Origin of the sequence: Pedobacter sp. BMA, assembly GCF_001027745.1 — a bacterium.
Classification (GTDB): Bacteria; Bacteroidota; Bacteroidia; order Sphingobacteriales; family Sphingobacteriaceae; genus Pedobacter.
In genome coordinates this window covers 350,082-363,174 of record NZ_LECU01000006.1, presented here as the reverse complement: position 1 = coordinate 363,174, position 13,093 = coordinate 350,082, and the positions used below count along the sequence as shown (strand labels likewise).

Sequence of the window (13,093 nt, the reverse complement as noted above, 5' to 3'; positions counted from 1 at the left end):
AAAAACCAATAACAAACGCTCCGGTAATGAAACTTCTGTTTTCAAAATTAATCCTACTCCTCCTGCCTGTAATCACTTTTGCGCAGGCCGATACCGCTAAAATTTCCATTTTCCCCCGTTGGCAAGTCAATGAAGTACATCATTGTAGCATTGCCTATCATACCACTGATGTAGAGGGGGGTGTGGCCAAAAAATATCTGACCAACTTCAATGTTGCCATTACCGTTCTCGAAAAATATCCCACCGGCTACCTTCTTGATTGGCGGTTTACCGAAATCAATCTGGCCCCTGGAGAACCTGTATTCGAAAATTTGCTGACGGCTCCGCTTAAAGGACAGCCATTGCTGATCAGGGTGAATGAATTTGGCAGATTTATTGAAATTAAAAATTCAGCTGAAATCCGCGAAGTAGCAATTAAAAAGGCTGCAGAACTGGCAGAGAAAAGCCGAAGCCCCGAAACGAGAGCTGTTTTTCAACGGTTGAAGATCGGATTGGAAACCCCACTTGGTGTAGAAACCATCATTGCCAAACCAGTTAAATTTTTCCTTTTGATAAATGGATTTGATTACACACCTGGCAAAGTTGTTCAAAATGATATCAAAATGCCCAACCCCGTTAGTCCGGTGCTCATTGAAGCAGTAGAGAAGGTGTGGCTCTCCAGCGTTAAAGATTCCCTTTGCACAGTAGAAAGTACTAAAAAGGTCGACGGCAAAATATTAACCGCGATCATTCGCGATTTCCTCATCAAAAGTAACCCCGCTAAAGGCGAGGGGATTATGAAACAACTGGGAGGGAAGCAAATGGAATTTAGCGAATCCACTAAACACCTTTTTAATTTAAATAACGGAAGCCTCCTACAAGCCACTATAACCCGAACCTCCAATCTGGGCATTAACAACCGGAAAATTGTCATGCAACTTAAGGTAACCGATTAATTCACGAATTGACAAACTAATTTAGCAATAACATTCGCGCTCCACGAAAATCCGCTTACTCGGTCTGCTCATTCAATAACTAAGGGAGTTGGAGTAAAAAAGGAATGTCATTTTAGGATTTTTTTTAAGGATATACTAAAGATTGCTTTCACTGAGGTTTCGGCTACGATAATTCCCTTATCATTAATCAAATAATTATCAGGAATGGCATAACTCCCAGTATGAGCCTTCAAAATCTTAATGAATAATAGGAAACTACGATAAACAATTCACAACTTTAAAACTATATTAGCTGCTATGAGAACTCTATTTTTCGCTTTATTCATTATACTTTATTCCAATGTCTCTAATGCTCAAGGGAGGGAGGGAGAAAAGGAATGGATACAATGTTATAAAGAACAAGTTTATTATGGTGGCCTTTTGAAAGGTTTAGGTGAAAAGGCATTGATAGCTAAAATCACCGCTGCCGACAAATCATTTTATAACCCGGTTTTCAGTGTTTTGCATCAAAAATCGATTAATCAAAGCAGTGACTACCTGCTGAGCATAATCAACAAAGATTACCTTAATAGAAAGGATAGGGTTGCTGAGCCAGCAGATGGCAAAAGGAGTTTGAGAATCGCTCTTGAATTTTACAATAGTAACAAGCTGCATTTGCTAGCGGTCAAAGCCTATCAGGCCTGGCTTAAAGTACCGAATAAAGCTGCGTTAATTGAGAAGGCATCTGCAGCTTATTAAATGTAGCGTGTGAATTTTAAAATCAATCCTCTTCAGCCTGCCCCTAACCTACCAACGGCATACGAAAGCTAAAACATGTTTCATCAGCATCTGATGAAACCTCAAGCAAGCCTCCATGTGCACTGGCGATTTGCGCAGCGATATACAATCCCAAACCAAGACCCTGCTGGCTTGGCGTATTGGCTTCCCGCGTAAATGGCTCAAAAAGACTTCCAATTATCTCCTGGGGTATTGCCCTGCCTCCATTAATTACATCAATTTCCAGGTAATCTTCAGTTGTGTTTGCAATAATCCTCACCGGTTTGTCTGCTGCCCCGTGTGTTAAAGCATTCGCCAACAAATTCGATAGCATTTGCGACAAACGGTTCACATCGCAGCTTACAGCTTTTTCCGTGTTAATAGCACAAACAACCGTTCGCTGGGGGAATGAAATGGTCAACTCATTTACGATATGCATGATGATTGGCTCAACCAGTACCTCATTCCTGTTTAACAGAATACCACCGCCTAATCGTACCCTGGCAAAATCCATCACGTTGGTTATCATTTCTTCCATGCGCAGGGTGCTTTTGGTAATGGTTCCCAGGATAGATTTGTCCCGATCAGAAGATAGGGAGCGGGCTAACAAAGCAGATCCGGTTTTAATAGCACCCAATGGATTTCTGAGGTCATGCCCCAAAACTGCTATGAACTGTTCCCTTAGAATTGCAAGTTCACGTTCGGTCTTAATAATATTTTCTGCGTTGGTAATGGCATTACGGAGGTTATCTTCGTAAACTCTTCTATCCGTTGCCCGATAAATATTTAAACATACCACCACCTCATTGCCAGTATCATCATTCCTGGTATATCCGTTGATGAGTACCTGCATTTTTGACCCATCAGCTAATAACAGTTCCGCCGATATTTCTTCAAAGTAGCCTTTCAGCTTTAGCAGGGGAGAAAGGTGTGTTTCGTAAAAAATACGACTACCTACAGCGAGTAAACTGGTTATTTTCTTTCCAATAAGCTGCTCTCTGCTCAAACCTAACCATTCAACAACTTTGGCATTTACATTGATAATTTCTCCACGGGAACTTGTAAAAACATGCCCGGACAAAGAATGGTCAAGGAATTCTTCCAGGCTATCCCCAAAAGGTAGTTTCATCATATAATGAATGGTTTATAAGAAATTTTGAATAGCGGTTATGGTTTCTTCAGGAGCACTTAAATGCGGGCAGTGACCGGTTGCTTCAAGGATAACCAATTCACTGTTTGGCATTTCTTTATGCATAAATTCACCAACGCTCACAGGGGCTATGATATCATCAGAACACTGGAGTATAAGCGCAGGAGTTTTACAATCAGGAAGTATACTTCTGCTGTCAGTAAGGAAGGTTGCTCTGGCAAACTGCTTCGCAATGGTAGGATCTGTACGGCAAAAACTATTGGTAAGTTCCTCACTTAATTCAGCTCTATCCGCATTTGCCATAATCAAAGGTGCCATCGTCATTGACCATCCCATATGGTTGGTGTCTAACGAAGTAAGTAATTCACCAATCTCTATTCTGCTAAACCCACCAATGTAATCTCCATCGTTAATATAACATGGAGAAGGAGAAACCAAAACCAGTGCTCTGAATAATTCCGGTGATTTTGCAGCTGCAAGTATGCCCATGATGGCACTTACCGAGTGTCCAACAAAAATAACGTCTTTTAACTGAAGTGTATTTGCAATTTCTAATATATCCATTGCATAACCATCCAGCTCTTCATACTTTGAAGGGTTGTAGGCAGTCAAATCCGAAAGTCCCGCGCCAACATGGTCAAATAGAATAATCTGATGGCTTTGCTCAAAAGCAGGCACAACCAAACGCCACATATTTTGATCACAGCCAAATCCGTGTGCAAACATCATGGGAGAGGTGCCGGTACCTTTAACATGCACATTATTCCTCTTCAATACACTCATTAATATTACTTTAAGTTATTTGATTCAACAGAAAATGATGTTAAATAATTGTTCTTGTTGGTTTTTAGGGAGATACTGTAAAAGTACAGTTAATAGTTTAAATACAAAAACCGATTCCTATAGCTGTGCAAGGCTTACATTAAAGTGAAATCCCTAAAGTTGAAGCTCGGTTAATAAGTTGGTGCCCCAGGCAAGACCATCAGGTTTAACTTATTTTAACGCTTCTGAGCCGCTGAATGTTAATTGTCAATTGTGAACTGAAAACCGTTAACTGGCCATTTATCATTTCGAAGGTTCAGTAAATTACTAATCCGGTTTTAATAATTCTCGAAAAAATGTATTTTAGCGCACCAAACAAAAATGAAAAAGTCGCTCTTATTATTTTTCATGGCTTTGCTATGCACTGCCCTGAAAGCCCAGTATCCTTATTATGAGGATGACAGGCTGCGTATCGGTGTCCAGATTGGCGCCGACTACGACTCTCCGCTAGGAGAGCTAAAATACATTTACAAACCAGCAATTTCTCCGAACATTAGTGTATTGCTATCTCAAAACGACAGGTTTTCGGCTAACATCACTGTCGGGCACCACGTTTATCAGCCACGGGCCGAAGCATTTTACTATCTGCTTGATGATGGAGAGAACTATGGCATTGACACGTTTACCCAATACAAGGTAACTTCTATTTACCTGGGGTTTCTATACCATATTCGGTTTACAGATGTTATCAAAGGTCTTGCTGGTTTAAATTTCGGGATCTATAAAACCGATTACGAAACCACTTCTACCGACCCTTACCAATCGTCGTTTACCGGAATCGCTGATAGAAACGTATATATTGCCCCTAAGCTGGGTGTTTCTTTTGCAATTACAGAATCTATCGCCCTTAATGTATTGGCAAAATACAATCTTTATTCTCCTACCGGAAACAATGATAATTTCACTCCGGCAATATTTCACAAAGATTTAGGTAAAGTTTTTACCGCCTGGTCTGTAGGCACAGGAATATCCTATCAATTCTAAGCCCATGAAAAAGATACTTTTATTATCCATCTTTTTGGTTAGCCTGTTTTTTTCGTGCAAAAAAGCAGAAAACCCGTATGTTTCCAAAGAAGAAATCGATGCATTGATTAAGCTCAAAAATCCAGATGTAGAACATGTAGCGCTAATCTATAAAAACGATGTTTACTATCTCGAAAACATCACCAAACCCGGCAAACGCATCACCAATACACCGGGCGTTATCAAACGACTGATCAAAATGTCGCACGATCATAAAAAGTTCGCTTATCTGGAATATTACAGCAGCACCATTGTCATTACAGATATAAACGGTACGGTAACCAACCGGCTAAGCCAGTATAGCAATATCAAGTCGTTTGACTGGAGCGCCGACGATCAAACCCTCTACATCCTATCGGGTAATAAAATGGTATATTTTGGAACAGATATGAAACTGCCCGACTTTACTTACAATGGAATAACCGCAGGTTCAACACTCGAAGTTTTATCAGCCTCTGTCTCCATGAAAGGCGATCTGGCCTATGTGGTACATGGCTATCATTATCTATATGGCGATAAATACAAAATGATTATCAAGCCAGCCAATAAAAGTGCAGATGTGGTATTTGAAGATAATTCCACTTATCCAACCATGCGATATGTGGCCTTCTCCAGCAACAATCAAGACCTTGTTCTCGGTTATATTTCGGACAGTTCCAAACCCAACCACATCAACCAGGCTTACGTGTTCATCAACTTCAGGCGTGCAAGCGAATACAGTTTTGGTAGCTATAATGGTATGGTCACCCCACTGTTTAACGAAAGTAAATCTTTTGCTGTAACCACCCGTACATCCGATAATCCATCAAGCACCAAGCCTATAGCAATTGGCTTCAATAAACAAAAAGATCGGAATTTAACCGGCGAAATTTATACATCCGAAAATGATGCCGTTTACACCGACTGGAAATAGTTATTCTTAACATTATCAATCATGACAATCAAATTAATACGCTTCGCTCTGCTGCTGCTCACGGTAGCTTCATTCAATGTTAATGCCCAGGTAAGCATCTTCGATGCGAAAAAGCTCAGCAAAATCAAAGAGGGTAAAACCTATATCATGGTGCAAAGCATCAAATTTCCTGGTGCCAGTCAATACCTGGAGCAAGCCCAAAAAAACTGGACACTCTCCAAAGGCATTGACTTCCTTTCGCCTGATCATCAGAGTACATTAAGCCCTAATGATAGCTTTCTGGTCCTTGAAGCGGTAACCATGAGATCGAACAACATAACCAACATTTACTATTCGCTATCCCTCTCCACCCTTAAAGAGAAATATTTTACCGGAAACCGCTTATTAAGAAAATCAGATCACGAGCCGGTAGCAGCGGTGGCATTGTCTCCCGATGAAAAGGCATTTGACGTAAAAAGCTTTTTTAAAAATAACGACTTCGATGGCGGTGGCTTACTTTATAACTGGAGCCCCGGTATGTTGCACAACTACCTCAGCCAGATTACTAATTTACTTTCGGCCGGTAAAAACGTAACTACACGTGATGATATTGCCAATAAAGCTCAACTCGCTAAACTAACAACGCAAAACTTGTATGTTCCGGATTTCAACCTGATCAGGTTCAGCCCCTTTGTTGGTAAACTGGAAAAAACTGCCGACGAGGAGCGCCTGTTCGACGACTATAAGTACCCCTATAAAGTCATCACCAAAGCAGAACTTGATAAGATGATTACCAGCTCAGATGAACCAGCCTACTATTTACTTTTCGTTAAAGATAGTTCGAGCAAAATTGTTTGTGTGGTAAACTCAAAAACAGGCGAAACCATCTATTCAACATCAAAATCATTATCGTATAATCTTAAATCAGGAGATATTAAAGATCTTTCCAAGCAAATCGAAAGAAGTATGAGATAATGATGCGTCATCCGCATTAAAAATCCGTCAAAGAATTACCATGTAAGTCATTATTTCTTACATGGTTTTTTATTCTAGCCTTACCGTTGTCCGCATCTTCACTACCGTAAACACACAATAGTTCTACTATAAACTTAATTTTGCTATTAACCCGCTTTGATAATGTTTTCATTGGTTGCCATTGCAACATATTTTGAAGTATCAAAAAATGTAGGCTCATCCGGATGCACCTTTGTTAAATAGTTTTCTGAAGAGAAGAAGGTATTGAAATCCTCAAAGGAGTCAAATGAAATTTCCACTACAGCATCGTAAAAAGGTTCAGGAAAACCTTCCGCAACCATTGGGTGGTTCACCACATACTTCCTCACATAAAGCTCGGTTTCGGGGATAGAACAGAATAAAGGCGCGTGGTGATTTTTATGATAATCAATGAATTCTTCACGGCTCATGCCTGGCAGTTTGTGTACTAAAAATGTAAATTTGATCATTGTCTGTATATTAATTTCAACAAACCTACTTCCTTAGCAACCTTACATCAAGTACGCACAAATTTGTGCTTATTTGCTTTTACAATTGATTGACCGAACGATGTATCAAAAGAAAATCCCAATCAGAAAAGAGTGTGGCCTGCACATATTTAAGGAGCTTTTAAACGGGAAGTGGAAACTCATGCTGATCTACTATATCTCAGAGGATATTAAACGGCCGGGAGCACTACAAAAGACCATCGCGGCCGACAGGAGAGTGATGACCAAACAACTAAATGAACTGGTGCTCCATGGCTTCGTAGAAAAGATTTCTTTCGATACCAAAATCCCTAAAGTCGAATATCGGTTAACGCCGTTGGGGAATAGCCTGTTGCCACTAATTATTAGCATCGAGCAATGGGGCGAAAACAACAGAGCTGTTTTGGAGGGGGTTCCCGGGGAAAAGCAACAATAAAGCTGCAGCCCAAAATTGCAAGCAAATCCCTTACATACCTGGATACAACTTAATCCACAAGCCAAAGTACATTTTCACGTATATTATTAAGTTTATATTTTACGGTAACCGTCATTGGCAAATTCTCAGTATTAATTTTGTGTAAAACCCGCGAGTTCATAAAAGAGTAACTCAGTATGCAAGAATCAACTATAATAGCGTTTCCAATACTATAAGTATAAATTACATTAAGTTTATCCATTTTTGTTGTATTTCCTCTAGTAACCGTTTGAATGTTAGTATATATTTCCTTCTTGGCCAAAATTGTAGCGGTCGTGATGCCGTTCTTCCCTAAGCCCCGATATAACATGCTCAAATAGGAAATATTAAACGCAGAAAATAGTATAGCTGTAAAAGCTCCAACTACAACGAAGATCCTCACGATCGATTCCCAGTCATAGGCCCAAAATAAACTTACTTTCTTTGCCAAAGTTATGTGTTTTCAGATTTACCAATTACATTTGATCACGGCGAATATTATTCATTGCTAGATGACAATATCCAATAGCATTCTCAAATATGTTTAAAAGAATTAATATTTTAAAAACATTGTATATCATTAGTGTTTCCGTTTGTATACTTATTTTATTGGCTTATATGATATCGCCATTTGGCGGCCCTTTAGGCATAATCAGCTTAATACAAAGTGGAATGTTTACAGCATATCGAGGATATCAATTAATACCTTTAGATGAGCTATATTACCCCGGAAATCAGCATATCAAGAATCTCGCCCTCATCAATCGCATTTTTACAACTGGTTATTTTTTATTTTTATTGTTAGGATGTATGTGTCCGTTGTTAATTAAGGCAAACAAACTCTTGAAATATAGGCTAGGTATTTGTTTTTTCATTTTAGCTTTGGTATGCTCATTTGTAGGAAAAATAATCTGGAATTTCTTTGTAAATCAATACTTCTTTTAATACCTGGTAAATTGCATTAGGCATCGTACAAATTTTGCCCTAATCTAAAATTTATGTTTTATTTTGATAGCAACCTAACCTGATAATAAGATTGAAGCATTATTTCATTTCGCGTTTGAGGTCATTTTATAAATTCATGATTGTATCGGTAACAGAAATATCCCAGGTTCGTCATATAAATATAAACAAGGTGGTGCAACTGTGAAGATGTTATTTCTTTACTGCGTCCTTTTTTTGGCAAACCACGGCGTGGACATCAACAAAATACTTAAAAGCACCGCTGGTAAATAGCTCGATTTCATGGCATGTGCGGTAACTTAACTATCCTAATGCCTGCTTGTTGAAAAGGCTAACTACCGGGGTTGATCATTTGCTTTTTTAAAGTGTCTAAAAAATTCTTTTTATACGTTTCTCCAATCAATATTTCAGATGAGATATCTTTAAGGATCACCTGATTTCCGCTAATTGCGACAATTTTGTTCATGGCAATTATAAATGACTTTTGAATGCGCATAAAATTTTTTTCGGGTAATTTATCCTCAACGTCTTTCATCGTAATCAGAGCCAGGGTTCTGACACCGTTATGGTGAAAAGCAACATAATTTTTCATACCTTCTATATAGTCAATATCTTTGACGTAAATTTTAACCATCTTACTTTTAGAAGCCGTTTTAACAATAAAGTAATCGGCATCAACTGATTCATTTTGTCCCTGTTGCGGCATAGGGTTTATTGTTTTCTGCACTTTGGTGATGGCCTGCAAAAAACGTGGAAAGGGGATAGGCTTAACCAGATAATCAATCACATCGAGGTCAAAGCCATTAGAAGCAAACTCACGGTAAGCTGTTGTGAGTATGAAATTATAGTTTTTGTGGCGAACTGTCTGGATAAATTCGAGGCCTGAGAGCGTGGGCATATGGATATCTAGAAATATCAAATCGATATGCTGCCCGCCTAAAAACGTAATGGCTTCCGTTGGTTTAGTGAAGCTGGCGATCAGATTTAGTTGATCTACTGATTTGATATAGTGAGTTAATACTTCAATCGCATGGGCTTCATCGTCGACAATGATGCAGTTTATCATAATGTAGGTTTTTTAATTTTTGCCTGATGTCAATATAGGATGCGTAAGTTCAACAGCATAATCGGTAGCAGTATCAGTAATTTTCAGGCTAAAATTCGTCCCATAATGGTGTGCAAGCCTGTTTCCAATGTTATTGATTCCAATTCCGCTTGATTGCTCCTTCGGACCTTTCTTTTTGATATTATAGGTTTTGAAGGTTATGCAATTTTGTTCTTTAACAACATCGAGCGTAATTCTGGCTGGATTAGCCGGATCAGTACAATCCCCATGTTTTAGCATGTTTTCCACGATAGTAATCAAAACCAGCGGAACAACGCGAACATTTGTAGTACTGCCCTTTACCTCGAGCAGGATTTGTAACTCATGATTAAACCGGAGTTGATTGATCTTAATTACGTTTCTGATGTGGTCCACCTCCTCTTCAATAATTTCCGTTTGGCTTTCATGATCCTGTTTCAAGGAATAATGCATAATTTCACTCAAAGTCATAATACCGTTTGATAATTCTGAAGATAGCGGGAGAGATTTGGCATAGAAAAAATTGAGGGTATTATTCAAAAAGTGCGGATTAATTTGTGCCCTGAGGAATGCGTATTGTGCCTGGTGCTTTTCCTCCACTATAATACGCAACTGCTTTTGGTATTTGATGTTTTCGCTGGCATAATGATATCCGAAAGCAAAAAAAGCATACTTAATGTATAGCCACAGCACAGGTACGGCAAACTTCCAGATGTGAAATTCCGGTGTGGCGCCACCATTGGCTTTGATCAGCGGCCTGACATGATAAGCAGTAACGTACCATATGAGGAATGAAATCAGGTATACCATAACGACCGCGCTCATCAGCGGGAATGTTTTTAATGGGTTAAGGTATCTGGAAAACACCAACAGGCACAGGTAAAAAGTACAGATATTCGGAAATTGAGTGAAGAAAAAGTCACCGATACTAAAGAAATATCCACCGGGGTTGCCCGCAAATTCGATCAGCGTGCTCACCAGCATGTATCCCAACCAGAAGAACAGGTGGTATAATATAATTTTCCGTTTTTGTTTCAATTTATCTTTCCTTATACGATTGAATAAATCCTACCCAATCTTTTATTTCCGAAGTTATTCGAACATCTGGTTGTATTCCGGTATTATCCAGCGGAAAATCGGGTAGTCTCGACGATTTGCACGCAGGATATCCCAGTGTGTATATATCGCAGGGTAGTTTTGTTTTCACCACTTCCAAATAATCAATTGCCCCTGAAGAACGTTCGCCAAATAGCTTTACCTTACTGCTTTGTTTAGCCTGGAGCATAAAAAGTTCTGCGGCACTGGCGGTATTCCTGTTTACTACTATCGATACCTCTTTGGGATAAGCCATTACTTCTTTGAGTTTGATAGTGTCAACAGGATACAAGGGATATAGCTGGTTAAGGTGTGCTTTTAAAACATTTAAATTCCTGACAAATCCTTTTTTAATGCTGTCGGGAATATTTGCAGGTATAGCACTATAATAGTCGCGTATATTTTCTTCAGTGGCCAATACACTTCCACCTTCAGTTAAAATGGGCCTGGTATAAAGGTATGGGATCAGTTTATCATACACCAGAACAGAACCACCATAATTATTCCGAATATCTATGATTAAATGCCGGTGGTTTTTAATTGCGTTTTTATGTTGTTTAAGAATGCTATCTACCGCTGCAACATTGGCCAATGTTGCATACGCTGGTAGCTGAAAAAGGCAAGTTTTATCGTCAAGTATCTTAAAAGATGGTTTTTCAGTAGATGTACCCGCTTGTTGTTTTCCTGACACACTAACCGGCGGACCGTTCTTAAACCATCTTGACAAAACTTTCCCATCTGTAAAAGTCAATGTATCAGCATTTTTATAAATGGAGAGAATGTTGTTCGAATGATCTATTGCCCTAAAATACTTCAGGCCATAAACATTACCTAGTTTAGAAATACGCATTTTAACCTGCTGAGGCAACCATCTTTTTCCATCAGCCTTAATGATAAAGCCAATGAAATCGCCCCTGTCTTTTACAATACCAATCTGATAAGCCCCACTCTCATCCTTCCAAACACCTTCAACACTGTCTAAAACAGCCTTATCCCTGTCAAGATAGTCCTTAAAGGATAAGGCTGTCCAACTGGTTGTTTCCTCCCTGGCGTAGTAGTCTTTTATTTGCTCAACGCTGTAACCGCTATCATCATACGAAATGCTGATGTGCTTGTCATTAAAAAAAGATAACCATGTTTTTAAAATTGGCAAGCACTGATATGTGGGCACTTTGCCAGCTTCAGCGAGCAGGCTATCAGTTAAAAAATCGAATCTTTTTACCGTTTGAAGATTGACCTTATCACTGTAGCCCACATAATTCTTTTTAATTCTTGCCATTACAAACTCGAGGTTATCCTTACAGTTACAACTCTGTGCGTATGTTGAAGCAGTGGCAATGGTAAGTAGGATCAGGATTGAAAATGTAAGTGAAGCACGCATTGACAAGGAAGGTTAGTTTAATTGTAATGGTTTAAAACGTGAGGCATTTAAAGGCTGATGGTGCCCAACGTGGGTTTATCTTCAACGCATCCCGGAAGCGTAGATGGTGGAATGTCATCGCTGGTATTGCCTCCACCACCTTTAATCTTTTGCATTTCCTCTTTACTCAGATGAAAAGCAGGTTTTCTTTTAAAGATAAACATTGTTGTTTTTTTCAATTTCTTGTTCGTCATGTTTCCAAAGATTAAGTTAATCAATAGATAAAACTACCTTTTGGAAAGTATATGATCAAAAATAATACACCAAACCAGGTATTTCAAGGACAAAATACGTCTTTTTTGATCCAAAAACCAGTTGGCATAAATACACCGCCTTTGCACCTTGACGAAAACCGACTTTTCTGAGCTTTTTGTCCGCTACAGGCGATTCTTATAGCACTTGGTATCGATAAAATCCATGTGTGTCCCAGGAAACTGGCATTTGGTGTAATAGGCATTATAGTGGCTTTGATTTAAACATTAAAAGCCGAAACTTCGTAGTGTCGTAATGGCATATAAGCAAAAAGAATACATACAATACTTTATTAACCATCTCAATTTTGTTTCTGGCGCTAACATCATACCCGTCTATCCGGGGCGATGTTAGGCTGGTTGCAACCATAAGAATTTTTTCAATAACTAGAGAAGCATACGGTTGCAAACGGATCGCTTCCCGAAACGAATGACGGCGTTTACTGTCATCGCTTAAGTCAACCTTGCGTGAAAGGTTGACCAATATTACAATCACAACTTAAATTTTAAACATGAAAAAAGTAAATTTACTCAGCAAAGCTGAGATGAAAAATGTGATGGGTGGCTTAGCTGATACCTCAGACAGAGGTTGTATTGTTTATGAAATCAATGGAGACACCAGAACTATCGTAGCTTATGTAAACGAAGGTGGTAACGTAAACGCCGGCGATGTAGCTGCAAGTCACGCAAGTTACACAGGTAACAGAACAGGTTGGGATTGCCCTTCTGATGGCTGGCAACATGAATATGTATAGCAAATCACATGC

14 protein-coding genes are annotated in these 13,093 nt (G+C 39.1%); 7 read left to right on the top strand and 7 right to left on the bottom strand.

Going from position 1 to position 13,093, the window contains the following annotated elements:
* Positions 1–26 precede the first annotated feature (26 nt).
* Together AB669_RS13610 and AB669_RS13605 are read left to right on the top strand one after the other, a co-directional pair.
* Entirely contained in the window at positions 27–935 is a 909-nt protein-coding gene (locus AB669_RS13610) for a hypothetical protein (RefSeq protein ID WP_047799855.1), read from the top strand.
* Between the two features lie 297 nt (positions 936–1,232).
* Positions 1,233–1,673, top strand: coding sequence for a hypothetical protein (locus AB669_RS13605; RefSeq protein ID WP_047799854.1), 441 nt, complete (start codon positions 1,233–1,235; stop codon positions 1,671–1,673).
* 43 nt (positions 1,674–1,716) lie between these two features.
* Here the strand turns inward: AB669_RS13605 and AB669_RS13600 are convergent, their stop codons facing one another.
* Together AB669_RS13600 and AB669_RS13595 are read right to left on the bottom strand one after the other, a co-directional pair.
* Positions 1,717–2,823, bottom strand: coding sequence for a PAS domain-containing sensor histidine kinase (locus AB669_RS13600; protein WP_082120679.1), 1,107 nt, complete (start codon positions 2,821–2,823; stop codon positions 1,717–1,719).
* A gap of 12 nt (positions 2,824–2,835) precedes the next feature.
* Complete coding sequence (locus AB669_RS13595; protein ID WP_047799852.1) at positions 2,836–3,624, bottom strand: alpha/beta fold hydrolase; 789 nt, start codon at positions 3,622–3,624, stop codon at positions 2,836–2,838.
* A gap of 360 nt (positions 3,625–3,984) precedes the next feature.
* Here AB669_RS13595 and AB669_RS13590 point away from each other — a divergent pair, with 360 nt between their 5' ends.
* Genes AB669_RS13590 through AB669_RS13580 form a run of 3 tightly spaced genes read left to right on the top strand, consistent with a single transcriptional unit; the run spans position 3,985 to position 6,553 of the window.
* Positions 3,985–4,647 carry a hypothetical protein gene (locus AB669_RS13590; protein WP_047799851.1) on the top strand — a complete coding sequence of 221 codons (663 nt, stop codon included), beginning with the start codon at positions 3,985–3,987 and terminating at the stop codon, positions 4,645–4,647.
* A 4-nt stretch (positions 4,648–4,651) separates the two neighbouring features.
* On the top strand, positions 4,652–5,599 hold the full coding sequence (locus AB669_RS13585) for a hypothetical protein (protein WP_047799850.1): 948 nt from the start codon (positions 4,652–4,654) through the stop codon (positions 5,597–5,599).
* 21 nt (positions 5,600–5,620) lie between these two features.
* Positions 5,621–6,553, top strand: a complete 933-nt coding sequence (locus AB669_RS13580; protein ID WP_047799849.1) for a hypothetical protein — start codon at positions 5,621–5,623, stop codon at positions 6,551–6,553.
* 146 nt (positions 6,554–6,699) lie between these two features.
* Here AB669_RS13580 and AB669_RS13575 read toward each other — a convergent pair whose 3' ends face one another.
* Entirely contained in the window at positions 6,700–7,041 is a 342-nt protein-coding gene (locus AB669_RS13575) for an EthD domain-containing protein (protein ID WP_047799848.1), read from the bottom strand.
* Positions 7,042–7,141: 100 nt separating this feature from the next.
* Between AB669_RS13575 and AB669_RS13570 the strand changes: the two genes are divergently transcribed.
* The gene (locus AB669_RS13570; protein ID WP_047799847.1) at positions 7,142–7,495 is read left to right on the top strand and encodes a helix-turn-helix domain-containing protein; all 354 of its coding nucleotides are present in this window, start codon (positions 7,142–7,144) and stop codon (positions 7,493–7,495) included.
* Positions 7,496–8,807: 1,312 nt separating this feature from the next.
* Here AB669_RS13570 and AB669_RS13555 read toward each other — a convergent pair.
* The 4 genes from AB669_RS13555 to AB669_RS13540 are packed head-to-tail and all read right to left on the bottom strand — an operon-like array spanning position 8,808 to position 12,269.
* Positions 8,808–9,542: a LytTR family DNA-binding domain-containing protein gene (locus tag AB669_RS13555; protein ID WP_047799844.1), complete on the bottom strand. Its 735-nt coding sequence runs from the start codon at positions 9,540–9,542 to the stop codon at positions 8,808–8,810.
* A 12-nt stretch (positions 9,543–9,554) separates the two neighbouring features.
* On the bottom strand, positions 9,555–10,598 hold the full coding sequence (locus tag AB669_RS13550; RefSeq protein ID WP_047799843.1) for a sensor histidine kinase: 1,044 nt from the start codon (positions 10,596–10,598) through the stop codon (positions 9,555–9,557).
* Between the two features lies 1 nt (position 10,599).
* Positions 10,600–12,036 (bottom strand): S41 family peptidase, encoded by a 1,437-nt coding sequence (locus AB669_RS13545; RefSeq protein ID WP_047799842.1) that lies wholly within the window; start codon positions 12,034–12,036, stop codon positions 10,600–10,602.
* A 47-nt stretch (positions 12,037–12,083) separates the two neighbouring features.
* The gene (locus AB669_RS13540) at positions 12,084–12,269 is read right to left on the bottom strand and encodes a hypothetical protein (protein ID WP_047799841.1); all 186 of its coding nucleotides are present in this window, start codon (positions 12,267–12,269) and stop codon (positions 12,084–12,086) included.
* A gap of 569 nt (positions 12,270–12,838) precedes the next feature.
* On the opposite strand from AB669_RS13540, the gene AB669_RS13535 reads away from it, so the two are divergent.
* The gene (locus tag AB669_RS13535) at positions 12,839–13,081 is read left to right on the top strand and encodes a hypothetical protein (protein WP_047799840.1); all 243 of its coding nucleotides are present in this window, start codon (positions 12,839–12,841) and stop codon (positions 13,079–13,081) included.
* Positions 13,082–13,093 lie beyond the last annotated feature (12 nt).